General features: G+C 70.6%; 21 protein-coding genes. 10 read left to right on the top strand and 11 right to left on the bottom strand.

The annotated features are described in order from the left end of the window. Positions 1 to 161 precede the first annotated feature (161 nt). Positions 162 to 647 carry an SRPBCC domain-containing protein gene (locus tag ACFC1W_RS01530; RefSeq protein ID WP_375987793.1) on the top strand — a complete coding sequence of 162 codons (486 nt, stop codon included), beginning with the start codon at positions 162 to 164 and terminating at the stop codon, positions 645 to 647. 43 nt (positions 648 to 690) lie between these two features. Here the strand turns inward: ACFC1W_RS01530 and ACFC1W_RS01525 are convergent, their stop codons facing one another. Beyond that, entirely contained in the window at positions 691 to 1,239 is a 549-nt protein-coding gene (locus ACFC1W_RS01525; protein WP_375987791.1) for a TetR/AcrR family transcriptional regulator, read from the bottom strand. 74 nt (positions 1,240 to 1,313) lie between these two features. On the opposite strand from ACFC1W_RS01525, the gene ACFC1W_RS01520 reads away from it, so the two are divergent. Further along, positions 1,314 to 2,186: an alpha/beta fold hydrolase gene (locus ACFC1W_RS01520; RefSeq protein ID WP_375987788.1), complete on the top strand. Its 873-nt coding sequence runs from the start codon at positions 1,314 to 1,316 to the stop codon at positions 2,184 to 2,186. A 73-nt stretch (positions 2,187 to 2,259) separates the two neighbouring features. Here the strand turns inward: ACFC1W_RS01520 and ACFC1W_RS01515 are convergent, their stop codons facing one another. From ACFC1W_RS01515 to ACFC1W_RS01505, 3 genes are all read right to left on the bottom strand, one after another. Beyond that, the gene (locus tag ACFC1W_RS01515) at positions 2,260 to 3,918 is read right to left on the bottom strand and encodes a DNA repair helicase XPB (RefSeq protein WP_241111167.1); all 1,659 of its coding nucleotides are present in this window, start codon (positions 3,916 to 3,918) and stop codon (positions 2,260 to 2,262) included. Between the two features lie 78 nt (positions 3,919 to 3,996). Further along, the gene (locus ACFC1W_RS01510; protein ID WP_375987786.1) at positions 3,997 to 5,712 is read right to left on the bottom strand and encodes a helicase-associated domain-containing protein; all 1,716 of its coding nucleotides are present in this window, start codon (positions 5,710 to 5,712) and stop codon (positions 3,997 to 3,999) included. Next, positions 5,713 to 5,979, bottom strand: a complete 267-nt coding sequence (locus ACFC1W_RS01505) for a multidrug ABC transporter ATPase (protein ID WP_375987784.1) — start codon at positions 5,977 to 5,979, stop codon at positions 5,713 to 5,715. Between the two features lie 134 nt (positions 5,980 to 6,113). Between ACFC1W_RS01505 and ACFC1W_RS01500 the strand changes: the two genes are divergently transcribed. Together ACFC1W_RS01500 and ACFC1W_RS01495 are read left to right on the top strand one after the other, a co-directional pair. Then, positions 6,114 to 6,497 carry a cold-shock protein gene (locus ACFC1W_RS01500; RefSeq protein WP_375987782.1) on the top strand — a complete coding sequence of 128 codons (384 nt, stop codon included), beginning with the start codon at positions 6,114 to 6,116 and terminating at the stop codon, positions 6,495 to 6,497. Then, a complete protein-coding gene (locus ACFC1W_RS01495) occupies positions 6,481 to 7,524 on the top strand; it encodes a DUF3027 domain-containing protein (RefSeq protein WP_375987780.1) in 1,044 nt (347 codons plus the stop codon). The genes ACFC1W_RS01500 and ACFC1W_RS01495 overlap by 17 nt, the downstream gene beginning before the upstream one ends. 25 nt (positions 7,525 to 7,549) lie before the next feature. On the opposite strand, the gene ACFC1W_RS01490 is transcribed toward ACFC1W_RS01495, so the two are convergent. The 6 genes from ACFC1W_RS01490 to ACFC1W_RS01465 all read right to left on the bottom strand — a co-directional run bounded on the left by ACFC1W_RS01490 (position 7,550) and on the right by ACFC1W_RS01465 (position 15,357). Beyond that, entirely contained in the window at positions 7,550 to 9,850 is a 2,301-nt protein-coding gene (locus tag ACFC1W_RS01490) for a glycoside hydrolase family 3 N-terminal domain-containing protein (RefSeq protein ID WP_375987778.1), read from the bottom strand. Continuing rightward, on the bottom strand, positions 9,847 to 10,914 hold the full coding sequence (locus ACFC1W_RS01485) for an ABC transporter permease (protein WP_375987776.1): 1,068 nt from the start codon (positions 10,912 to 10,914) through the stop codon (positions 9,847 to 9,849). The genes ACFC1W_RS01490 and ACFC1W_RS01485 overlap by 4 nt, the downstream gene beginning before the upstream one ends. 2 nt (positions 10,915 to 10,916) lie before the next feature. Continuing rightward, a complete protein-coding gene (locus ACFC1W_RS01480; protein ID WP_375987774.1) occupies positions 10,917 to 11,996 on the bottom strand; it encodes an ABC transporter permease in 1,080 nt (359 codons plus the stop codon). Then, entirely contained in the window at positions 11,993 to 12,802 is an 810-nt protein-coding gene (locus tag ACFC1W_RS01475; RefSeq protein ID WP_241111175.1) for an ABC transporter ATP-binding protein, read from the bottom strand. Before ACFC1W_RS01475 ends, ACFC1W_RS01480 begins: the two co-directional genes overlap by 4 nt. After that, complete coding sequence (locus ACFC1W_RS01470) at positions 12,799 to 13,623, bottom strand: ABC transporter ATP-binding protein (RefSeq protein ID WP_375987771.1); 825 nt, start codon at positions 13,621 to 13,623, stop codon at positions 12,799 to 12,801. The genes ACFC1W_RS01475 and ACFC1W_RS01470 overlap by 4 nt, the downstream gene beginning before the upstream one ends. Before the next feature lie 78 nt (positions 13,624 to 13,701). Further along, positions 13,702 to 15,357: an ABC transporter substrate-binding protein gene (locus ACFC1W_RS01465; protein WP_375987769.1), complete on the bottom strand. Its 1,656-nt coding sequence runs from the start codon at positions 15,355 to 15,357 to the stop codon at positions 13,702 to 13,704. A gap of 178 nt (positions 15,358 to 15,535) precedes the next feature. Here ACFC1W_RS01465 and ACFC1W_RS01460 point away from each other — a divergent pair, with 178 nt between their 5' ends. Further along, positions 15,536 to 16,168: a TetR/AcrR family transcriptional regulator gene (locus ACFC1W_RS01460; RefSeq protein WP_375987767.1), complete on the top strand. Its 633-nt coding sequence runs from the start codon at positions 15,536 to 15,538 to the stop codon at positions 16,166 to 16,168. Between the two features lie 7 nt (positions 16,169 to 16,175). Here ACFC1W_RS01460 and serC read toward each other — a convergent pair whose 3' ends face one another. After that, the gene (gene serC / locus ACFC1W_RS01455) at positions 16,176 to 17,288 is read right to left on the bottom strand and encodes a phosphoserine transaminase (protein WP_375987765.1); all 1,113 of its coding nucleotides are present in this window, start codon (positions 17,286 to 17,288) and stop codon (positions 16,176 to 16,178) included. 137 nt (positions 17,289 to 17,425) lie between these two features. Here serC and ACFC1W_RS01450 point away from each other — a divergent pair, with 137 nt between their 5' ends. The 5 genes from ACFC1W_RS01450 to ACFC1W_RS01430 all read left to right on the top strand — a co-directional run bounded on the left by ACFC1W_RS01450 (position 17,426) and on the right by ACFC1W_RS01430 (position 22,723). Next, entirely contained in the window at positions 17,426 to 18,127 is a 702-nt protein-coding gene (locus ACFC1W_RS01450) for a metal-dependent transcriptional regulator (protein WP_375987763.1), read from the top strand. A gap of 270 nt (positions 18,128 to 18,397) precedes the next feature. Continuing rightward, on the top strand, positions 18,398 to 19,294 hold the full coding sequence (locus tag ACFC1W_RS01445) for a M23 family metallopeptidase (protein ID WP_375987762.1): 897 nt from the start codon (positions 18,398 to 18,400) through the stop codon (positions 19,292 to 19,294). Positions 19,295 to 19,656: 362 nt separating this feature from the next. After that, positions 19,657 to 20,154 carry an HNH endonuclease gene (locus tag ACFC1W_RS01440; RefSeq protein WP_241111182.1) on the top strand — a complete coding sequence of 166 codons (498 nt, stop codon included), beginning with the start codon at positions 19,657 to 19,659 and terminating at the stop codon, positions 20,152 to 20,154. Between the two features lie 138 nt (positions 20,155 to 20,292). Then, a complete protein-coding gene (locus ACFC1W_RS01435; RefSeq protein WP_375987760.1) occupies positions 20,293 to 21,066 on the top strand; it encodes a hypothetical protein in 774 nt (257 codons plus the stop codon). A gap of 1 nt (position 21,067) precedes the next feature. Further along, on the top strand, positions 21,068 to 22,723 hold the full coding sequence (locus tag ACFC1W_RS01430; protein WP_375987758.1) for a DNA polymerase Y family protein: 1,656 nt from the start codon (positions 21,068 to 21,070) through the stop codon (positions 22,721 to 22,723). The last annotated feature ends 22 nt before the right edge of the window (positions 22,724 to 22,745 follow it).

Raw genomic sequence — 22,745 nt, 5'->3', positions numbered from 1 at the left:
GCGCGGAGGGTGCGAGCTGTCCCCGCAATCGCCGCACTATGTCCATAGTGGACGGACTACTATAAACATAGTAAAGTGGCCATTCTCGAAAGCGTTCGCGGACCGTGGGCGCAGCGGAACCGACAGCGATGCGGTTTCGCCGATTCGAAAGGAGCAGTGCCATGGCGCACACAGTCCCAGACCAGGCGATCAGCCTGCGGGTGACGCGAGAGATGCCCGCCGGCGCGGAGGAGGTGTTCGCCGCCTACACCGAGCCGGAAGCGCAGCGCCTGTGGCTGACGCAGCTCGGTCCCGACGAGGGTGAGGTGCGCACGACCGTCGACTTGCGCGTCGGTGGCGTTTGGGAGGCGACGTTCCGCCCGAATCCGGCCGTGCTCGTCCACGACATCTTCACGTTCGTCGAGATCGATCGTCCGCGCCGCGTGGTCACGCGCTACACCGGGGAGTCGACGGTCGATGGGCGGGTCACCGCCTCGCCGGAGACGCTCATCGCGCTCACGTTCACGCCGACCGACGCGGGCACCCTCATCACCGTCGAGCAGACCGGATTCCCTGACACCCAGACGCGCGACTTCTTCGAGACCGTCGCCTGGCCCGGTGGCCTGGATCGCATCGCGGCGTACCTCGCCGGCCGGCGTTCCGCGTGAGGCCGTTGCAGAGGCGAGGACCCTCACGCCGCGGGGTGCGACGTCAGTCCAGCGCGGAGCGAACAGCCCGTTCGACGACCGGTCGGATCTCGGCATCCGGATCCACGGTGACCCGATGCAGCACGAGACCGTCGGCCGCCGCCATGAGGGCGCGAGCCGCCTCTTCCGGCGAACGGGCGCCGACGCGCTCGAGGAGTGCAACCGTCCACTCCACGAAGACGCGACGCTGCTCGAGGAGCGGGGCGAGGAGCCCCGCGTCTCCGGCACCTTCGAGGAAGAGCGCGTAGCGCGCCCGGGTGCGCCCGGCAAGCGGCCCCGTCTGCAGCGCGATCAGCGCGCTGAGGGCCTCGATCATCTCCTCGGGCGTATCGACGGGCGGCGTCTCGGCCTCCGCGAACTCGGCACGCTCACTCTCGGCGAGCCACGCCACGACGCCCGCCACGAGTGCTTCGCGCGTGCGGAACCAGTTCGAGGTCGATCCCTTCGGCAATCCCGCCCGCTCGTCCACGCGGGCGTGGGTCAGCGCCCGGATGCCCTGCTTGCCCACGAGCGCGAGCGCAGCGTCGAGAGCCCGCTCACGCGTCGAAGCCATGCGCCCGACTCTAGGCGAAGCTCGGTTACTACGGAAGTAGTGACACGGCACTATGAAAGTAGTACCCTTCTCGCATGACGGATCTCACCGGCATCCGCTCCTCGTCGGTCACCGTGAACGGACTGCGGATACATGTCACCGACGCCGGGACGGGGACGCCCGTGCTCCTCCTGCACGGCTTCCCCGAGAGCTCGCGAGAATGGGCGCCGGTGATGACCGCGCTGTCGGACCGAGCGCGCCTTGTCGCTCCCGATCTGCGTGGGGCGGGGGAGACCGATGCGCCGAACGCCGGATATGACTCCGAGACCGTCCAGCGGGATCTCATCGCTCTTCTGGACGAACTGGGCCTCGCCCGTGTGGACCTCGTCGCGCACGACTGGGGTGCGATCGTGGGCTTCGATCTCTGCCTCTCGCACCCCGACCGCGTGCGGAACTACGTCGCCGTGGCCGTGCCGGCGCCGTATCTGCGCATGAACCGTGCTCTGGCGCTGGGGCTCATGAAGGCGCTCCCGCACCTCTGGTTCCAATGGGTCGTGGCCATGCCCGGACTCGGACCCGCCCTGCTGTCCCGTGGGCGCCAGCGACTCGCGCACTACATCCTCGACGCTTTCAAGACCCGCCCCCTTCCGGCAGCGGATGTGGCGGCGTACGTCGAGGCACTGCGCGATCCCGCACGGGCGCGCGCTGCGTCCAAGCTGTACCGCGGCATCATCCTTCCCGGTTTCATGAAGGCGGTGAACGGCGCCTACCGTGGCCGGGTGCTGGAGACACGGACGCTGGTGCTCTTCGGCGCGGACGACCGGCTGCTCCCGAAGGATGCTCTCCATGTCGGTCGGGACGACGCACCGCACACGACGCTCGAATTCGTGCCCGGGGGCGGGCACTACCTGGTCGACGAGAATCCGGCCGAGGTCGCGCGGCGCATCGGCGACTTCCTCCGGCTCTGACCAGCGACTCGGGCTGCACGAGGCGCAGGCGACCACCGCGTACGCTGAGGCCGCGGCATCCTGCGTGGGATCCTCAGGCCGCGATGCCGTCCGCGTCGAGGATCGTGTAGGCGTACCCCTGCTCGGCGAGGAACCGCTGCCGGTTCTGCGCGAAGTCCTGGTCGACGGTGTCGCGTGCGATCAGCGTGTAGAAGCTGGCGGTGTTGCCCGACTCCTTCGGCCGCAGCAGGCGTCCGAGGCGCTGAGCCTCCTCCTGGCGCGAGCCGAACGACCCCGACACCTGGATGGCGACGGATGCCTCGGGCAGATCGATCGAGAAGTTCGCCACCTTCGACACGACGAGCAGCGAGATCTCGCCGACGCGGAACGCCTGATAGAGCTGCTCGCGCTCGTCGACCGGGGTCGCTCCCGTGATCTTCGGCGCGCCGAGCGACTCGGCGAGCAGGTCGATCTGGTCGAGGTACTGCCCGATCACGAGGATGCGCTCGCCCGCGTGCCTCTCGACGAGCCGCCGCACGACGCCGATCTTGGCGGGCGCGGTCGCAGCGAGGCGGTAGCGCTCGTCGTCGGCGGCCGCGGCGTACTCGAGGCGGTCGCCGGCCGGGAGGTCGACGCGCACCTCGTAGCAGACCGCCGGGGAGATGAAGCCCTGGGCCTCGATCTCCTTCCACGGGGCGTCGAACCGCTTCGGCCCGATGAGGCTGAAGACGTCGCCCTCGCGGCCGTCCTCGCGCACGAGGGTGGCCGTGAGCCCGAGTCGCCGACGCGCCTGCAGGTCGGCGGTGAGCTTGAACACCGGCGCCGGCAGCAGGTGCACCTCGTCGTAGACGATCAGCCCCCAGTCGAGGGCATCGAGCAGCGCGAGGTGGGCGTACTGTCCCTTCCGCTTCGCGGTGAGGATCTGGTACGTCGCGATCGTGACCGGCTTGATCTCCTTGGACTGCCCGGAGTACTCGCCGATCTCCTCGGGCGTCAGCGATGTGCGCTTGAGCAGCTCGTCGCGCCACTGGCGGGCGCTGACGGTGTTGGTCACAAGGATCAGCGTCGTCGTCTTGGTCGCGGCCATCGCACCGGCGCCGACGAGCGTCTTGCCGGCGCCACAGGGGAGGACGACGACGCCCGACCCGCCGTCGGTGAAGATGTCGACGGCATGGCGCTGGTAGGGGCGCAGGTTCCAGCCGTCTTCAGCGAGGTCGATCGGATGCGGCGTCCCCGGCGTGTACCCGGCCAGGTCTTCGGCCGGCCAGCCGATCTTCAGCAGCTCCTGCTTGATGTGCCCGCGCGCCCACGCGTCGATCACGAAGGAGTCGGGGGACGGGCGGCCGATGAGCAGCGGCTGGATGCGCTTGTTCTTCGACACCTCGGCCAGGACCGCGGCATCCGTCGACCGGAGGATCAGCTCGCCGCCCGAGCCGTCTTCTGCGACCGGCGCGCGCTCGATGACGAGGCGGCCGTAGCGGCCGACAGTCTCGGCGATGTCGATCGACACCGACGGCGGCACCGGGAAGCGCGACCACCGCTCGAGGGTCGCGAGCATGTCGGCCGCGTCGTGACCGGCGGCGCGGGCGTTCCACAGGCCGAGCCGCGTGATGCGGTAGGTGTGGATGTGCTCGGGAGCGCGTTCGAGCTCGGCGAAGATGGCGAGCTCGTGCCGCGCGCTCTCCGCATCCGGATGGGCGACTTCGAGCAGCACCGTGCGGTCGCTCTGGACGATGAGTGGGCCGTCAGCCATAACGAGCCAGTCTACCGGGGGCTGCGACGACCCGGCCCCCGGGGGCGCGACCGCGTGACGCGAAGCGCACAGCGCGGATCAGACCGGCCGCACGCTCACGATGCTCGAGACGGGGAGCGTCCGTTCGATGTCCGCGGCCCGGTCGCGTCCGCGCAGGCGGCCGCCGCCGAGTCCCGACGCCTCGAGCGTCAGGGTGCGCTCCGCACCGTCGGGCATCCGCACGACCACGACGATCTCGGAGCGCGCACGCACCGCCTGTTCGAGCTCGCGGCCGAGCCAGCTCTCTTCGCCGTCGGTGCCGTGCCCGCTGCGCAGCGCGGCCAGCAGCCGCGCGTACGTCTCCACGGGCGTCGATGCGGCAGCCTCGCGGACGCCGGCGGCCCGGCGGTGCACGGGCTCGGGCGCACCGTCCTCGTCGAGCGCGACCACGGGGTAGCGGGCATCGGCGAGCGACCAGTACACGGCGTCACGCGTCACGCGCGAGACGAGCGCGTCGCCCTCGGTCAGCAGGCCGAGCGGCCGCAGCGCCTGGTCGATGGCGATCGTCTCGCGCAGCGCGGCATCCGTGCTCTCGATGCGCGTCCGCGCCGACGCCTCGTCGGCGCGCACCCGCACGAGGCCGTGGCGGGCGGCGGTGCTCTCGATCAGATACTCGAGCGGCTGCGGGATGCCGGTGAGCGACAGCTCCGTCAGGAAGGCGCGGATCGACCCGGCCGTCTCGCCCTCGGTCATGCCGGCGCCGAGCGATTCCGCGGTGAAGCGATAGGTCGAGGCCTGGGCGCGCGACTCCCGCACGGCGATCCCCCGCAGTCGCAGATCGAGCGACGGCGCGAGAGGGCCCGGGGCGATGGCGGTCAGGTCGGCCTGCAGGTACACCCGGTCGATCTCCGCGGGCAGGTGCGCCACGAGCGCGGAGGCGTCGGCGTCCTCGCCGCGGCGCAGCGACGTCGTCCACTCGAACTCGGTGCCGTCCTTGCCCAGGAGGCCCCAGTTCTCGCCGACGCGGTGCAGGCGCGCCGCGCGCGCCGGCCAGTCCGGGTCGAGCGGGTACGCGGCGGTCCAGGTCTCGGGGGAGGAGAACCCGCCATCGGGAGTGCGCACGCCGCCGGGAAGCGACGCGCGGAATCCGTTGGCGATCGTGGTCCAGCGCGTTGCGGTCGTCGCCTCGAGCCAGCGCTCGCCCTGGGTCGTGACCTCCCATTGGCGTTCCTGGGCGACGGCGAGGCCGGCCATCGCGGCCGCAGCGAGGAGATCCTCGAGGTCGTCGGTCTCGCGGAGCGCCCCGGTGTCGAGCAGGCGCTTGCGCTCCGCGGCGCTCACCGAGCCCGCGCCCGTGCGGGCGAACGGGGCGTGCAGGCAGGCCAGCAGCACGTCTGCCAGCGAACCGGCCGTCGTGAACGCCCGCTCGGCGGCTGCTGCCGTGTGGCGTTCGTCTGCGGGGACCGGCGGCGGGGCGACCGGAGCCGCGGTGAACGCGGCGGGCTCCCGCAACCGGAGGTCGGCGACCCGCTCCGAGACCGACGCGTAGGGGACGCCGGCGTCGTCCACGAGGGCGAGGTGCGCGAGCCGCGCGTCGGTCACCGACGGAGCGGCCGCGAGACCGGCGAGGGCCGAGCGGCGGAGCCGCATGAGAGCGCGATCGACGGATGCGGCATCCAGCAGCGCTTCGGCGGCGTCGAAGAAGTCGTGCCAGGCGGCCGACGCGGGCACGCCGCGCGCGGCGAGCGTCTCAGCGAGCGCAGCGTCGGGACGACCCGCCAACCAGGTCGCCAACGCCCGCTCGTCGGAGACCACTCAGCCGCCTCGGTTCGCCCGAGCCCTCCGCACGAAGCTCATGATGAGGACCGCGAGGATCATGGCGAAGGCGATGATCGGAGCGATGTAGACCAGCAGGCCGACGGCGGGCCAGATGCCCGTGCCCATGTCGGCGCCCGACGACGAGGCAATCATGATCGCGAAGAAGCTGACGATCGAGAGCACGAGGAGGCCCAGCGACATGAACGCCAGAATGCGGTCGATCCGGCGGACGGGGACGTCCTCACCGGGCGTGTTCGTACTCATCCGCTTCAGCCTAGCGGCTGTGCCCGCTGACGCGGACGAGGCCACAGCGGTGCCGTAGGCTGGGGGCAGGGATCTTCGCATCTCTATTCCGTCATGCCCGCCGTCCATCCGGCGCCGTACACAGCGAGGTTTCGATGCCCACCGGCAAGGTCAGGTTCTACGACGAGGAGAAGGGGTTCGGCTTCATCGCCACCGATGACGGCCAGGACGTCTTCCTGCACGCCACCGCCCTTCCCGCGGGCACGCCGGCGCCGAAGGCCGGCACGCGTCTCGAGTTCGGCGTCGCCGACGGCAAGCGCGGACTCCAGGCTCTGTCGGTGCGCGTGCTCGAGGCTCCGGTCAGCCTCGCGAAGCGCGCGCGCAAGCCCGCCGACGACATGGCGATCATCATCGAAGACCTCGTCAAGCTGCTCGACGGCACCGCCGACGACCTGCGCCGGGGGCGTTACCCCAGTGGCGCTCAGGCCAAGAAGGTGGCGGCCGTGCTGCGCAAGGTGGCGGATGAACTCGACGCCTGAGTCCGACCCGACGCCCGACGTCGACGCGTCGCCGGTCGGCGACGCGCCTTCGGACGCGCCCGAGACCGACGAGAACGTCGCGACCGAGGCGCCGCCGGAGACGGATACGGTGACGGATGCCGCGGCCGACGTGGCGGCTGAGCCCGAGGGCGAGGAGCGCGAGGTGCCCGCGGCTGACGAAAGCGAGGCCGCGGCTGAGACGCCCGAAGCGGAGGCGCCCGAGGTCGCGACTGAGTCACCGGAGGCGGAGGCGACCGAGGTCGTCATCCCGGATCCCGACCCGGCCCTGCTCGAGGCGCACGACCTGGCGCTCGCCGCCCTGCGGGAGATCACGCCGGCCGCGACCATCGGCGACGCCGCGGACTACCGCGTGGAGCCCGACGGCGTCGTGTCGCTGCGCTTCCACAACCGGCTCGCGGGATACCCCGGGTGGTTGTGGACGGTCAGCCTCGCGCGGGTCGAGGACGCGGAGCCGACGGTGCTCGAGGTCGAGCTGCTTCCCGGTGACGGTGCGCTCCTGGCTCCGGACTGGGTGCCGTGGGCCGTGCGTCTCGCCGAGTACCAGGCGGCTCAGGTCGCGCTCGCCGAGGCACCGCACGCGGCCGACGACGAGTCGGCCCGGGATGCCGATGACGCTGACGACCTCGACGACGTCGACGACCTCGATGCGGCCGATTTCGACGATGACGGTTCGCCGATCCTGCACGCCGGCGACCTCGACGGCGTCGACATCGACGAGCTCGATGAGGGCGCGGACGGCGATGACTCGGACGACGACTCGGACGACGACTCGGACGACGAAGACGAGTCCGACGAGGACGAGGACGAGTCTGATGACGATGACGACGAGTCCGATGACGACGATTCGGATGGCGACGACGATTCGGACGACGACGACGACGAGTCTGATGACGATGACGACGAGTCCGACGAGGACGATTCGGATGACGACGACGAGTCCGACGAGGACGACTCCGACGAGGACGACGAAGACGAGTCCGGCGAGGGCGACGACGCGAAGGAGTGACTCGGCGCGCCGCCGCCCCCGGGGATCAAGGGGTGAGCGCCGCTGCCGTCAGCAGCTCGACCGCGCTCTCGGCGTCGCCCGATGACACCGTGAAGCTCGCGCTGAGGAGCGCCTCGTCGCGTGACGACGGGCCCACCAGCAGCTCGAACTCGCCGGCCTCGACGACCCGGTTGCCCTGGGCGTCGACGATCGTGCAGTCGGCGACCGCGATCGCGAGCTCGACCGTCGCCTGCGCGCCCTGCTCGACGTCGACGACGGTGAACCCCTTGAGTTCCTTGTCGGCCCAGCTGACCGACGTCACACTGTCGCGGACGTAGGCCTGCACGACCTCGCGCGCGGGCCGCGACCCGGTGTTGCGCACCGTCACCGTCGCGCGCACCATGTCGGCCGCGCCCAGCACCGGCTCCGTGATCCGCAGGTCGGAGTACTCGACGCGCGTGTACGACAGGCCGTCGCCGAACGCGTGCGCAGGAACCTGCGTCAGGTCGGCGTACCGCGATCCGTGCTGTCCGCGCACCTGGTTGTAGTACGTCGGCTGCTGGCCGACGTGGCGGGCGAACGAGATCGGCAGGCGGCCCGAGGGCTCGATGAGACCCAGCAGCAGCTCGGCGATCGCCCGACCGCCCTGCATGCCCGGATTGGCGGTCCACACCAGGGCCGCGGCATCCGTCACCGACTGCGGAAGCACGAGCGGCTTCGACGCGAGCAGCACCACGATCAGCGGCGTGCCGGTCGCCGCCAGCGCCTCGAGAAGCGCCTGCTGACCGCCGAGCAGCTCGAGGGTCGCCGTGGACCGGCCTTCGCCCACGAGCTCGACCCGGTCGCCCACGACGGCGACCACGTAGTCGGCGTCCTGCGCCGCGGCGACGGCCTCGGCGATGAGCGCGGCGTCGGGGGCGACCGGCACCACGATCTGCGGGCGCGGCTGGCCGTCGGGGAAGAAGGCGCCTTCCGGGTCCTCCTCGAGGGTCAGGATGTCGGCGCCCCGCGCGTGCGCGATGTCCCACATCGACGGCGCGTGCGCCCGCAGCCCGTCGAGCACCGTCGTGATGAGCTCGCGCGGCTGGCCGTCGGGCAGCCAGTCGACCTGGCCCGATGATCCGGCCCAGTCGCCGAGCTGCGTCTGCGCGTCGTCGGCGAGCGGCCCGACCACCGCGATGCGGCGGGGCGTGCCATCTTCGCCCAGCGGGAGCGTGCCGTCGTTCTGCAGCAGTACGAGCGAGCGCCGCGCGGTCTCGAGGTTGAGGGCGACGTGCTCGGGGCGGCCGATCACCGTCTGGATGCGCTCGGCGTCGGGAAGCCGCGGGTTCTCGAACAGGCCGAACTCGAACTTCAGGCGCAGGATGCGCGACACCGCACGGTCGAGATCGCTCTCGGCCATCAGGCCGCGCTCGATCGCCAGCAGTGCACCGTGGAAGAAGCCCGGCGTGGTCATGACCATGTCGTTGCCGGCCTTGACCGCCGCGGCGGCGGCGTGCGCGTAGTCGGGCTGCACCCTCTGCTCCCACACCATGCGTCCGACGTTGTCCCAGTCGGTGATGAGGGTGCCGGTGTAGCCCCACTCGCCGCGCAGCACATCGTTGAGCAGCCAGTCGTTGACGGTGATCGGCACGCCGTCGGTCGTCTGATAGCCGAGCATGAAGGTGCGGCATCCCTCCTTCGCCACTCTCTCGAACGGCGGGAGGAACCACGACCGCAGCTTGCGGCGCGAGATGTCGGCCTCGCTCGCGTCGCGGCCGCCCTGGGTCTCGGAGTAGCCGGCGAAGTGCTTGGCCGTCGCGAGGATCGCGTCGGGGTCGCCGAGCCCGCCGCCCTGGTAGCCGCGCACCATCGCAGAGGCGAGCTCGCCGATCAGGTACGGGTCCTCGCCGAACGTCTCGTCGATGCGGCCCCAGCGGAGGTCGCGCGCGATGCACAGCACGGGAGAGAAGGTCCAGTGGATGCCGGTGGCCGCCACCTCGGCGGCGGTGGCGCGCGCGACCTGCTCGACGAGCGCGGCATCCCACGTCGCCGCCATGCCCAGCTGCGTCGGGAAGACGGTGCCGCCCTCCCAGAACGCGTGGCCGTGGATGCAGTCCTCGCCGACGAGGAGCGGGATCTGCAGGCGCGTCTGGAGCGTCAGGTCCCGCGCGCGCAGCACCCGGGCGGGTGAGGCGTGCAGGATCGAGCCGGCGTGCATCCGCAGGATCTGGTCGTCGAGGTCCTCGCGGGCGTCGAGCTGCAGCATCTGCCCGACCTTCTCCTCGAGGGTCATGCGGCTCAGCAGGTCGGCGATCCGCTTCTCGACCGGGAGCTCGGGGTCGAGGTAGGGGGCGTCGTAGGTCACTGATTCTCCTGTCCGGATGTCTCGGGCGCGGTGCGGACGGCCGTGACGGTGTCGTTGACGTTCATGCCCTTCTTCTTGAGGGCGCGGGCGCGCTCACCGGCCGACCGCAGACGCGGGTTGACGTACTCGTCGATGCCGAAGTTGATGAGCGAGAGCGCGACGCCGATGGCGGCGATGCACAGGCCGGGAGGCAGGAACCACCACCACTGGCCCTGGCGGAACGCGCCCTGCGCGCTCGCCCAGTTGAGGATCGTGCCCCAGTTGTACGTCGTCACCGGGATGATCCCGATGTACGACAGCGTGGTGAGGCCGATGATCGCGGCGGTCACCGTGCCCACGAAGCTCGCGGCGATGAGCGCCATGAGGTTCGGCAGCATCTCGACGGTGATGATGCGGCGCAGCGGCTCGCCGTTGGCGCGGGCGGCCTGCACGAAGTCGCGGCTGCGCAGCGACATCGTCTGCGCGCGCAGCACGCGGGCGCCCCACGCCCAGCCGATGAGCCCAAGGACGGTGGCGATCAGGATCAGCGGCGGGTCCTCGACGATGGTCGCGACGATGATGATGAGCGGGATGCCGGGGATGACGAGGAACACGTTGGTCAGCGCCGACAGGCCCTCGCTGCGCCACCCCCGCAGGTAGCCCGACATCACGCCGATCACGATCGCGATGACGGTGGCGATGATCGCGGCGAGGAAGCCCACGACGATGACGCCGCGCGTCCCGTGGATGACCTGGCTGAGCACGTCCTCGCCGATGTGGGTCGTGCCCAGCCAGTGCGCGGCCGACGGCGGCTGGAAGCGCGCGGTGTTGTCGACCTTGGTGGGCGAGTAGGGGGCGAGCACGTCGGCGAAGACCGCGACGAGCACGAAGAACCCGAGGATCGCGAGGCCGGTGACCGACTTCCGGTTGCGGAACATCGCGAAGGCCGAGCCCAGCTTCGACCAGAAGGTCGGCTTCTTGCGCGCGGTGGCGCCGTTGCCGGGGGAGGGAGTGCGCACGGTGGCGGTCGCGGGCGTGTGGGCCGGCCGCCGTGCGGTGCTCTCGTCGACGATGGTCGTGTCCATGCTCAGGCCTCCGTCTGGCGCGTGCGCGGGTCGAGGAATGCGTAGGCGACGTCGGCCAGGAGGTTGGCCAGCAGCACCGAGATCGTCAGCACGAGGAACACTCCCTGCATGAGGGCGTAGTCCTTGGCGTTCGTGGCGTCGAGCAGCAGCTTGCCGACGCCGGGGTAGCTGAACACCACCTCCATCACGATGGTGCCGCCGACGATGAACCCGAGCGCGAGCGCGAAGCTCTGGATCTGCGGCAGCACCGCATTGCGCGCGGCGTAGCGCCAGAGCACCCGGTCGTTCGGCATGCCCTTGGCCTGCGCGACCATGACGTAGTCCTCGTCGAGGACCGTCAGCATCATGTTGCGCATGCCGAGCATCCAGCCGCCGAGCGAAGCGATGATGATCGTCGCGGCCGGAAGGAAGCCGTGGTGCGCCACGTCGCCGATGAACTCCCACGACCATTCCGGTGTGACGCCGACGCCGTAGGCCTTGCCGATCGGGAACCAGCCGAGCGTCACCGAGAACACCGAGATCGCGACGAGCCCGAGCCAGAAGTAGGGGATCGTGCTCAGGAACGTCGTGATCGGGATGAGCGAGTCGAGCCGGCTGCCACGGCGCCAGCCGACGATCGCGCCGCCGATGGTGCCGATCGCGAAGGCGATGAGGGTGGCGAAGCCGACGAGGCCGACGGTCCAGATGAGCGACTGCCCGACCACCTCGGTCACCGGGCGCATGCCGTGCAGCAGCGAGATGCCGAGGTCGCCACGCAGCAGCAGACCCCAGTAGTCGACGTACTGCTGCCAGAGCGACGTGTCGGTGTCGAGACCGAGCAGGGAGCGCAGCGCCTCGGCGGCCTCGGGCGAGACGTTCCGGTTGCGGGCGAGATACGCGTCCACCGCGTCGCCCTTCATCAGGCGCGGCAGGAAGAAGTTGATCGTGATCGCGGCCCACAGAGTGAACAGGTAGAACAGCGCACGGTTGCCGAGGAAGCGCCACGGGATGCGCGCGCGAGCCTTCACCGCGCCGGTCGCCGTGGTACCGGCTTCGATCGCGTCGAAGCCCGGCGTCGGGAGCTGGGGAGCGACGGCGCTCACTTCTGACCTCCGAGGATGCCGGCTGCGTGCGCGAAGTAGGAGTCGGGATCGGGGGATGCCGCGCGCAGCTCTTGGGTGTACGGGTTCTGGGGGCGCAGGATCACGTCGTCGGCGGGGCCGCGCTCGACGACACGGCCCTGGTTGAGCACGAGGATCTCGTCGCTGAAGTGCCGCGCGGTGGCGAGGTCGTGCGTGATGTAGAGAACCCCCAGACCCTCCTCGCGCTGCAGGTCGGCCAGCAGGTTGAGCACGCCGAGCCGGATCGACACGTCGAGCATCGACACGGGCTCGTCGGCGACGAGCAGCCGGGGGCGGGATGCCAGCGCCCGGGCGATCGCGACGCGCTGGCGCTGGCCCCCCGAGAGCTCGTGGGGCCGGCGGTCGATGACCGCGTCGGCGTCGAGGCGCACGCGGCCGAGCAGCCGCCGCACCTCGTCGTCGAGCTGGTCGCCCGGCACGACGTCGTCGAGCTGGAGCGGTCGCTGGATCGCGTAGCGGATCGAGTGGTACGGGTTGAGCGACGCGAACGGGTCCTGGAACACCATGCGCAGTTGCTGCCGGTAGGCGCGCAGCCCCTTGCCGCGGCGGGGGATCGGCTGACCGTCGAGCCGCACTTCGCCGCTCGTGGGCGTCTCGAGCTGCGTGAGGATCTTCGCGATCGTGGACTTGCCGCTGCCGGACTGGCCCACGAGGCCGATGGTCTGGCCCGAGCTCAGCGTGAAGCTCACGTCGTCGAGGGCCTTCATCTGACCGGCGCCGCGCACCGAGTACACCTTGGTGACGGAATCGAACTCGAGGACGGTCATCGCAGGACCACCCCCCTCTCTCCGGTGAGGCGCGGGAACGAGGCGAGCAGCGTGCGCGTGTAGTCGTCCTGCGGGTCGGTCCAGATGCGCTCGGCGGTGTCGAGCTCGATGATCTCGCCGTCGCGCATGATCGCGATGCGGTCGCTGATCTCGAGGAGCAGCGGAAGGTCGTGGGTGATGAAGATCACCGAGAACCCGAACTCGTGGCGCAGATGCGAGATCTGCCGCAGGATCTCGCGCTGGACGAGCACGCCGAGGGCGGTCGTCGGCTCGTCCATCACCATGAGCTGCGGGCGCAGCGCGAGCGCCATGGCGATCATGACGCGCTGGCGCATGCCGCCCGACAGCTCGTGCGGGTACGAGCGATAGCGCTGCGCGCCGACCTTGACGATCTCGAGCAGCTCGACGACGGCGGCGCGGCGCTCGCCGCGCGAGAGGTCGGGGCGGTGGACCTCGAAGACGTCCTCCAGCTGCGCGCCGATGGTGGCGACGGGGTTCAGTGAGTTCATCGCCCCCTGGAAGACCATCGAGACCTTGTCCCACCGGAAGCGGCGCATCTGCTCGGGCTCGAGGCCGTTGATGTCGACGTCTTCGCCGGACGCGTCGTGGAAGATGACGGAGCCGCTCGTGATGACGGCCGGCGGCTTGAGCAGCCGCTGGATGCCGTAGGCGAGCGTGGTCTTGCCGCATCCGCTCTCGCCAGCGAGTCCGAGGATCTCGCCGCGCTCGAGTTCGAGGGTGACGTTCTTGACCGCGCGCACGGGGGGATCGACGTCGTAGACGACCGAGAAATCATCGACGGAGAGCAGCGAATCTCTCATGGGGCTGGTTCGCTTTCGTGAAGGCAGGCGTGGAGGGGCGGACGGATGCCGCGGGGCACCCGTCCGCCCGGAGGGGGATCAGCCGGCGGGCTGCAGCTTCGTCAGGATCTGCACGATCGCGGGCTGCGTCGGGTCGGCCGAGGCGTACTGGTCGTTCTCCGACGGCCAGCCGACGTAGTTGCGCGTGTTGAACTCGCCCAGGAGCGGGTGCGCGCCGAGCGGGATGGCCGGCACGTTCTCGACGAACGCCGTCTGCATCACCGCGAGCGCGGCCTCACGGTCGGCGTCCGACGCGGCGTTCGCGTACGTGTTGAGCGCCTCGGTGACCGCCGGGTCGTCGAAGCGGCCGAAGTTGAAGGCCGCCTTGCCGTCGACGATCCACTTCGGGTCCATGGTCGACGTGTAGAGGCCGTAGGCGTTGCCGGTGTCCTCGAGCCAGTGGATGATCGCCTGGAAGGTGCCCTCCTGGCGCGCAGCATCCCATCCGCCCCAATCGGGCTGGTCGACCTTGACCTCGATGCCGAGGCCCTCCTTGAGCTCCTCGGCGATGAGCGCCTGCTCGGTGTTCCAGTCGCTCCAGCCCGCGGGGACCGAGATCGAGAAGGTGACCGCTTCGCCGTCCGGGTCGATGAGCGTCTCACCGTCCCACGTGTAGCCGGCGTCGGTGAGGATCTCGCGCGCCTTTTCGACGTCGACCGAGTAGTTCTGGCCCTGGTACTCGGGGATGACCTCGTCCTCGAGCAGTGCGCCGAGACCGGTGACGCTCCAGACCGCCTCGCTCGCGCCCTCGCGGGCGATGTCGACGTACGCTTGGCGGTCGATCGTCCATGCGAGCGCCTGACGCAGCGCCGGGTCGTTGAACGGCTTCGTCTGCAGGTTCATGAACAGCGTGCCCGCACCCGCGGTGGGGGAGACCAGGAACTTGTTGTCAGGGTCGGCCGACAGGTAGCTGTCCTGGATCTGGGGGATGAAGGCCTGGGCCCAGTCGGCCTCGCCGGTCGCCAGTGCGGTGGTGAGCGCCGCGTTGTCGCCGTACGAGACGTAGTGCAGCTCGGGCACCGCCAGTTCGCCGCCCCAGTAGTCCGGGTTCGCGGCGAGGGTGACAGACTCGGTCGTCCACGAGTCGAGCACGTACGGGCCGGTGCCGACCGCCTGGCCCTCGCCGGTGACGGGGTCGGTGTTCGGGTCTTCGATGTCCTTCCAGATGTGCTCGGGCACGATCTGGAAGTGCAGGACGCGGCCCTGCTGGGTGAACTTCGAGCTGTTGAAGTCGATGGTGACGGTGTTGCCGTCCACGCTCACGCTCTTCAGGTCGAGGGCGTTGGTGTCGTTGAGCCTGCCCTCGAGGACCTGGTTGAAGGAGAACGCGATGTCGTCGGCGGTGAACTCCTCGCCGTCGCTCCAGGTCACGCCTTCGCGGGCCACCGCGGTCAGCTGCGTGTAGTCCTCGTTCCACTCGACCGATTCGGCGAGCCAGGGCGTCGTGCCGAGGTCGCCGGTCGGGTTGACGAGCGCGAGCGATTCGAAGATGACCTTGCCGTAGCCGTACTTCGCGGCGGACGAGTCGCCCAGGTACGGGTTGTTCGACTCGGTGGTGATGGCGCCGTCGGGCTTGGCGATCGTGAGCGCCGCACCGGGTTCGTTGTCGCCGGAGTCCGTGCTGCCGGCCGCGCAGCCGGTCAGCACGAGCGCTGTTGCCATGCCGACGGCGACGAGGGAGGACTTAAGCCTCATTGCTTCTCCTTCGTGAGATGACGTCGGCGTGCTCACGGAGGAGACCGCGACGTCGCGGGGGTGATTGCGCGACTAACTTACAATCAAGTAAGTAACTATTGCAACCGTGTCTGCATCCGAGCACCCGCGACTCGTGCGTAGACTCTTGATCCGCTGGAATGACGAGGGGCGGGAGCCAGTGACCGAGCAGCGCAGACAGCCGCGTTCGCGACCCGAGACCCTTGCGCGCCGTCGCGACATCCTCGACGCCGCGACGGAGATCTTCGGGGCGAAGGGCTTCACCGGCGGCACTCTTCAGGAGATCGCCGACCAGGTGGGCATGACCCACGCCGGCATCCTCCATCACTTCGGCTCGAAGGACGCCCTGCTGCTCCAGGTGCTGCAGCACCGTGACGAGACCGACGTCGCCGACCTCGAGGAGCAGCACATCCCCGACGGGATGGACCTGTTCCGCCACCTCGTGCGCACCGCGTTCGCCAACGCCGAGCGACCCGGCATCGTGCAGGCCTACGCCGTGCTGTCGGCCGAGTCCGTCACCGACGACCACCCGGGCCGCGAGTTCTTCCAGAAGCGGTACGCGACCCTGCGGGGCGAAGTCGCGGCGGCGTTCGCACTGGTGTGCGCCGAGCGCGGCATCCGCGAACCCGAGACCGTCGCCTACGCGTCGACGGCCATCCTCGCCGTCATGGACGGGCTCCAGGTGCAGTGGCTGCTCGACCCGACAGCGCTCGACCTGGGGCGCGCGTCCGAGTTCGCGATCGAGGCGATCGTGGCCTCGGTGCTCGACCCCGCGCCGTCACCGCTCGCCTGACGCAGCCTCAGAGGTGCTCGATCGTGTAGTCGATCGCCTTGATGAGCTGACGCACGTCGTCGGGGTCGATCGACACGAACGTCGCGACGCGCAGCTGGTTGCGGCCGAGCTTGCGGTAGGGCTCGGTGTCGACGATGCCGTTGGCGCGCAGGCTCTTCGCGATGGCCGCGGCGTCGATGCTGTCGTCGAAGTCGATCGTCGCGACGACGGGGGAGCGGTCGGCGGGGTCGGTCACGAACGGAGTGGCGACCGCGGATGCCTCGGCCCACGCGTACAGCGCGTTCGACGACTCGCGCGTGCGGGCGTCGGCCCACTGCAGGCCGCCGCTGTCGCGGATCCAGTCGAGCTGCTGGTCGAGCAGGAACAGCGTCGCGAGCGCCGGCGTGTTGAGCGTCTGGTTGAGGCGCGAGTTGTCCAGGGCGTTCTTCAGACTCAGGAACTCGGGGATGTAGCGACCCGACGCGGCGATGCGCTCGATGCGCTCGATCGCTGCCGGCGAGACGAGCGCGAACCACAGCCCGCCGTCCGATCCGAGGTTCTTCTGCGGGGCGAAGTAGTAGACGTCGGCCTGGGAGGCGGAGAAGTCGATGCCGCCCGCGGCGCTGGTGGCGTCGATCACCGTGAGCGCGCCGTCGTCGCCCGTCACGCGCTCGACCGGCGCCGCAACGCCGGTGGAGGTCTCGTTGTGGGGCCACGCGTACACGTCGACGCCCTCGACCGCCTCGGCGGTGGTGCGGGTGCCGGCGGCGACCTCGCGCACGTCCGGGGCCTCCAGCCACGGCGCCTTCGCGGCCTTCGCGAACTTGCCGCCGAACTCGCCGAACACGAGGTTCTGGCTGCGCTTCTCGATGAGACCGAAGGCCGCGGCATCCCAGAATGCCGTCGAACCGCCGTTGCCCAGGATCACCTCGTAGCCCGCGGGGAGCCGGAACAGCTCGGCGAGGCCGGCGCGCACCTGACCCACGAGGTCCTTCACGGGAGCCTGGCGGTGCGACGTGCCCATCAGGGCGCCGCCCAAGCCGGCGAGGGCCGCGAGGTGGGCCGGGTGGATCTTCGACGGACCGCAGCCGAAGCGTCCGTCGGCGGGCAGGATCTCGCGGGGGAGCACGACGTGGGCCATGGGTCGATTCTAGGTCGGCGGCCTCCCCGGCCGTGGCCGCATGACAGGCCGTGACGGCTCCCGCCGAGCGCCCCGGTGTCCGGCCGCCAAGATAGGGTGGCCTTACCCGTCTTCTCCGACTCGAGGACCCTCGCGACATGACAGATCTCATCGACACCACCGAGATGTACCTGCGCACGATCCTCGAACTCGAGGAGGAGAACATCGTTCCCCTGCGGGCCCGCATCTCCGAGCGGCTCGGCCACTCCGGGCCCACGGTGTCGCAGACGGTCGGTCGCATGGAGCGCGACGGTCTCGTCGTGGTCTCCGAAGACCGCAGCCTCGAGCTCACCGACGCCGGCCGGCAGAAGGCCGTCGACGTCATGCGCAAGCACCGCCTCGCCGAGCGCCTCCTCTCCGACGTCATCGGCCTCGACTGGGCCTACGTCCACGAAGAGGCGTGCCGGTGGGAGCACGTCATGAGCGAGCAGGTCGAGCGTCGCCTCGTCGAGCTGCTGGGTCACCCCACCGAGTCGCCCTACGGCAACCCGATCCCCGGCCTCGACCAGCTCGGCGACATGCCGGCGACCGGGTTCGAGCAGGGCGTGGTGGGTCTCGTGCGCCGCCTCAACGACGCGGGCGAGCCCATCTCGGGCACGGTCCGGCGCCTCGCCGAGCCCGCCCAGGTCGACCCCGAGCTGCTCCAGCAGCTGAAGGCCGCCGGCGTGCTCCCGGGCGCCACCGGCGACTACCGGTACAGCGAGGGCTACGTGCTCGTGCAGATGCACGGCAGCGACGAGGGCCTCGAGCTTCCGGTCGAGGTCGCCTCGCACATCTTCCTCGTCGACGACCGCCGCTGAGTCCCCCGCATTTCCGCGGGAAGACGGAAAGCGGATGCCGCCTCCCGGCGGTTCCCGACAGACCCGATCAGCGAACTGCCAGGCGCTGAGCGTGACAGATTCGTTACCTTCGGGTAGCCTCGAACGGTCCACTAGGCGAGAAGCCCGCCGACGGATCCCGCGTAGATTGCCTCTCTGGCTCGTCGTCCACGCGGTGTAGCCCGCATATCGTGCCCCGACACTGAATGCCGACGAGCCAGCGCCACCGGCGCGGAGGCGCCGGAGGACAGTTTGGCTGAACAGAACGATTCGCTCGCGAACGAGCCCGAGAACGACGCGACGAGTCTGACCCGTCGCACGCGCGTGCGACGCCCGGTCGGCCGTCGCCCTCAGGCCGTCGCGAAGGTCGCCCCGACCGCTGCAGTGACCCGACCCGCTTCGGCGCCCAAGGGCCCGAACCGTGTGGTCAAGCCGCTGAAGAGCCTGGTGATCCTGAGCATGGTCGGTGGACTCATCGCCACTGTCGCGCTCCCGGCGTTCGGCGCCGCCCTTCCCGTGGAAGAGGCCAAGACGATCCAGCAGCTCGCGATCGACGACGCCCAGTCGCTCGTCATCGCGTCGGACGCGGCATCCACTCAGATCACTCGCGACAGCTACTCGGCCACCACCGCCGAGGAGATCGCCAAGAAGAAGGCCGCCGAGGCCGCAGCCGAGCGCGCGCGCCTGGCTGCCCAGGTCGCGTCGTCGCAGGCCGGCGTGAAGGTCGACCTCAGCATGGTCGCGCCCGGATCGGGTGCGGTCCGCTGGCCGCTCGGCGGCTACACCCTCGGCGAGGGCTTCGGCACGCGCGGCGGCGCCCACATGGGCGTCGACATGCTCGCTCCCGGTGGCACCCCGATCTTCGCGGCCGCGGCAGGCGTCGTGAAAGTGTCGCAGGAGAGCTACGGCGGCTACGGTGTCGCGGTCACGATCGACCACGTGATCAACGGCCAGCGCGTCGGCACGCTCTACGGCCACATGACCTACGGCAGCCGCCAGGTCGTCGCCGGCCAGACCGTGCAGGCCGGGCAGGTCATCGGCCTCGTCGGCAGCACGGGTCGCTCGACCGCGAACCACCTGCACTTCGAGACGTACATCAACGGCTCCAACGTCGACCCGTACGCCTGGCTGCAGCAGAACGCCGGCTGACCGGCTCGCACACGGACTCACCGATCCCCTCGGCGCTACGGCGCCGGGGGGATCGTTCGTTCGCCGACACGCCATGCGGCGTTCATTCCGCGACTCGACCCTCGTCGTACGTGCGTGCGTTAGCCTGAAACCCGACGCTGAGAGAAGCGGAGGGAGCCGATGGGCATCACACCACGCATTCGAACCACGGATGCGCTCGGACGCCTCGTCCTTCGGCATTGCACGAGCGGATGCCACGGCCAGACCGTGGCGCCATGGCGCTGTCTATAAGACAGCGCCTTTTTTCATGCCCCTGCGCCCCTTGATCGTCACCGGAAAGTCGAATACCGAGAAGCCGTCCCGGCCATTCGAGAGGATGATCAATGCGCACTCTGGTGCTGAATGCGGGCTATGAGCCGCTCGCCGTGGTGTCGTTCAAGAGGGCCCTGGTGCTCGTGATGAACGAGAAGGCCACGGTCATCGAGCACACCGATGGAGATCCGGTGTGGGGAACCCGACGAGCGTACGACCGTCCGGCGGTGATCATCCTGACGAGATATGTCCGGGTGCCCGGCGGGCGGCGGGTGCCGGTGACGCGGCGAGGAGTGCTGCGTCGCGACTCGCACCGGTGCGCCTACTGCGGAGCGGCGGCATCGACGATCGACCACGTGCTGCCGCGGTCGCGCGGGGGAGGGGACTCCTGGGAGAACCTCGTCGCCTGCTGCCTGCGCTGCAACAACCTCAAGGGCGATCGCACGCCGCAGGAGATGCACTGGGAGCTGCGCTTCACGCCCCACCCGCCGCGGGGCGGGCAGTGGACGGTGCGCGGCACGGAGCGCTCCGATCCGCGGTGGGAGCCATATCTCGCGCTGGCTGCCTGAGCGCATCCCGGCAGCGCGGTGAGCCGCCCGGCCGGCTGCGTGCCGTGCTGTGTGTGGGTGGTTGGCGGATGTCAGCGGTTAGAGTTATCTTCGATTCCTGAGATTGAGAACATAGAACATCTGTTCTAGTCTGTGGGAATGAGGGCGACCGTGCAACTCACGGCGGTGCACGCGCAAGAGCAGGCCCGAACCGGGCCGCAGAGCGAGGTGGCACGACTCCGCGCTCAGCTCGAGCGGGTGCAGGGGCGCAAGCTCGACGCCCCGGTGCTGCCGGTCCATCCCGCGCTCGCCTCGCTGCTTCCCGGCGGGGGCCTGCGGCCGGGGTCGGCGTACTCGCTTCCACGGTCCACCTCGCTGCTGCTGGCGCTGCTTTCGCAGCCGTCGCAATCGGGATCGTGGTGTGCGGCGGTGGGCATGCCGCGGCTCGGTGCCGAGGCTGCCGAAGGGCTCGGGGTCGATCTCTCGCGCCTTGTGCTCATCCCCGATCCCGGCGCCCGGTGGCTCACCGTCACGGCGACCATCGCCGAGGTCCTTCCCGTCGTCGCGGTGCGTCCCGCCGGCCGCGCCGCCGACGGCGAGATCGCGCGTCTGGCCGCCCGCCTGCGGGATCGAGGTGCCGTGCTGCTCGTGCAGGGGCCGTGGCCGCAGGCCGAGGCCGTGCTCGAGATCGCCGACCCGGCATGGACGGGGCTGGGTCGCGGCCACGGCTACCTCGCCACGCGAGAGCTGACCGTCACGTCGTCGAGCAGACGGTGGCCGCGATCGCGTCGGGCGAGGGTGATGCTTCCGGATGCCTCGGGCCAGGTGTCCGTCGCACCCGAGACGATGCGCGGCGTCGAGCCGCTGCGGTCGAGCGGCGAGCTGCGGTCCGATGAGCGGTTCGTCCCCCTCGAAGCGAGGGCGGTGGGCTGACATGGCGGTGTCGTCTCCCGTGCGCAGCCTCGTGCTGTGGTTCCCCGACTGGCCCGTCACCGCGTTGACGCGCGACGGCGGCGGCCGTGGCGGCGGCGTGCCGCTCGATCCCCGCCGCGCGATCGCGGTCATCGAGCGCAACCTCGTCGTGGCCTGCTCGGCGTCGGCGCGCGCCGAAGGGGTGCGCCGCGGGCAGCGCCGGCGCGACGCGCAGGCACGGTGCCCGGGCCTCACGGTCGTGCCGGCCGACCCGGCACGCGATCATCGGGCCTTCGCACCACTCGTCGCTCGCATCGAAGAGCGCGCTCCGGGTGTGCAGCTGGTGCGCCCCGGGCTGTGCGCGCTGCGCGCACGCGGGCCGGCGCGCTACTACGGCGGCGAGGTCGAGGCGGCGCGCGTGCTGGTCGACGAGATGCGCGGGCTCGGTCTCGGCGACGTCCGTGCGGGCATCGCCGATGGTCCGTTCACGGCCGAGCAGGCAGCACAGGCGGGGGCGAGCGCGGCCGAGCCGATCTTCTCCGTCCCGGCGGGCGGTGCCGCCGGGTTCCTGGCGCCTTTGCCGGTGGCCGTGCTCGACGCCTCCTCGCTCGGGGCGGGTCCGCCGGCGTCGTCGGCATCGCCGTCGGCCGACCTGGTCGGGCTGCTGGCTCGCCTCGGAGTGCAGACGCTCGGTGAGTTCGCGGCGATGCACCCCGATCGCGTGCGCGAGCGGTTCGGGGAACGCGGCATCCGTCTTCACGCCCTGTCGGGCGGTCTCGATTCGCGCCCCGTCGAACCCCGCACCCCGCCGCCCGAGCTCCACCGTGAGATCGCGTTCGAGCCGCCGCTCGAGATCGCCGACCAGGTCGCGTTCGGCATGCGCGTCACCGCCGACGACTTCATCGCCGGTCTCGGTGCGATCGACCTCGTCTGCACCGAGCTGCGGGTCGAGCTCGTCGGCGATCGGGGCGAACGCAGCGAGCGGGTCTGGCTGCATCCGGGGTCGTTCGACGCCGCGGCGGTGGTCGACCGCGTGCGGTGGCAGCTGGCCGAAGACGTCGGCAAGCCCGGCGAAGGCGGAGCTGAGGGCGGACTCCTGCGCAGCGGCGTCGCGCTGGTGCGCATCTCGCCCGAGGCGGTGGATGCGGCATCCCATCACGCCCCCGCGATCTTCGGCGGCGGGCCCGAGGAGCGCGTGCACCACGCCCTGTCGCGCGTGCAGGCGATGCTCGGGCACCGGGGGGTGCTCACACCCGAGATCGGCGGCGGCCGATGGCTGGTCGAGCGGCAGGTGCTCGTGCCCTGGGGCGACCGGCATGCCACGGGCAAAGACGGCCTCGCGGCGCAGCGTGCGCGGCCGTGGCCGGGCAGCCTTCCCGACCCGCTGCCCACGACGGTGTTCGCCGAGCCGGTGCCGGTCGACGTGCGGGCACTCGGCGGCGAGACGATCGACGTCGACGAGCGGGGCGTCGTGTCGGCCGTGCCGGCGGTGCTGGTCGAGAGCGGACGCCGCCGGGTGATCGAGGCGTGGGCGGGGCCGTGGCCGGTGGTCGAGCGCACGTGGGATCCGATGCGTGCCCGGCGGGCGCACCGGTTTCAGGTGGTCGACGCCGACGGCGCGGCCTGGCTGCTGGTGTGCGAGGGCGACGTCTGGACGGCGGAGGCCTCCTATGACTGAGTCCCGGTCATCGAGCGGGCGC

Source organism: Microbacterium sp. NPDC056003 (assembly GCF_042274785.1).
Lineage (GTDB): Bacteria > Actinomycetota > Actinomycetes > Actinomycetales > Microbacteriaceae > Microbacterium.
This window is presented reverse-complemented; position numbering and strand designations above follow the sequence as displayed.

What these genes read in the sequence shown, in the direction of transcription:
- ACFC1W_RS01530 (WP_375987793.1), top strand. Translation starts at nt 162, where the DNA reads ATGGCGCACACAGTCCCAGACCAGGCGATCAGCCTGCGGGTGACGCGA.
- ACFC1W_RS01525 (WP_375987791.1), bottom strand. Translation starts at nt 1,239, where the DNA reads ATGGCTTCGACGCGTGAGCGGGCTCTCGACGCTGCGCTCGCGCTCGTG.
- ACFC1W_RS01520 (WP_375987788.1), top strand. Translation starts at nt 1,314, where the DNA reads ATGACGGATCTCACCGGCATCCGCTCCTCGTCGGTCACCGTGAACGGA.
- ACFC1W_RS01515 (WP_241111167.1), bottom strand. Translation starts at nt 3,918, where the DNA reads ATGGCTGACGGCCCACTCATCGTCCAGAGCGACCGCACGGTGCTGCTC.
- ACFC1W_RS01505 (WP_375987784.1), bottom strand. Translation starts at nt 5,979, where the DNA reads ATGAGTACGAACACGCCCGGTGAGGACGTCCCCGTCCGCCGGATCGAC.
- ACFC1W_RS01500 (WP_375987782.1), top strand. Translation starts at nt 6,114, where the DNA reads ATGCCCACCGGCAAGGTCAGGTTCTACGACGAGGAGAAGGGGTTCGGC.
- ACFC1W_RS01495 (WP_375987780.1), top strand. Translation starts at nt 6,481, where the DNA reads ATGAACTCGACGCCTGAGTCCGACCCGACGCCCGACGTCGACGCGTCG.
- ACFC1W_RS01485 (WP_375987776.1), bottom strand. Translation starts at nt 10,914, where the DNA reads ATGGACACGACCATCGTCGACGAGAGCACCGCACGGCGGCCGGCCCAC.
- ACFC1W_RS01475 (WP_241111175.1), bottom strand. Translation starts at nt 12,802, where the DNA reads ATGACCGTCCTCGAGTTCGATTCCGTCACCAAGGTGTACTCGGTGCGC.
- ACFC1W_RS01470 (WP_375987771.1), bottom strand. Translation starts at nt 13,623, where the DNA reads ATGAGAGATTCGCTGCTCTCCGTCGATGATTTCTCGGTCGTCTACGAC.
- ACFC1W_RS01465 (WP_375987769.1), bottom strand. Translation starts at nt 15,357, where the DNA reads ATGAGGCTTAAGTCCTCCCTCGTCGCCGTCGGCATGGCAACAGCGCTC.
- serC (WP_375987765.1), bottom strand. Translation starts at nt 17,288, where the DNA reads ATGGCCCACGTCGTGCTCCCCCGCGAGATCCTGCCCGCCGACGGACGC.
- ACFC1W_RS01450 (WP_375987763.1), top strand. Translation starts at nt 17,426, where the DNA reads ATGACAGATCTCATCGACACCACCGAGATGTACCTGCGCACGATCCTC.
- ACFC1W_RS01440 (WP_241111182.1), top strand. Translation starts at nt 19,657, where the DNA reads ATGCGCACTCTGGTGCTGAATGCGGGCTATGAGCCGCTCGCCGTGGTG.
- ACFC1W_RS01435 (WP_375987760.1), top strand. Translation starts at nt 20,293, where the DNA reads ATGAGGGCGACCGTGCAACTCACGGCGGTGCACGCGCAAGAGCAGGCC.
- ACFC1W_RS01430 (WP_375987758.1), top strand. Translation starts at nt 21,068, where the DNA reads ATGGCGGTGTCGTCTCCCGTGCGCAGCCTCGTGCTGTGGTTCCCCGAC.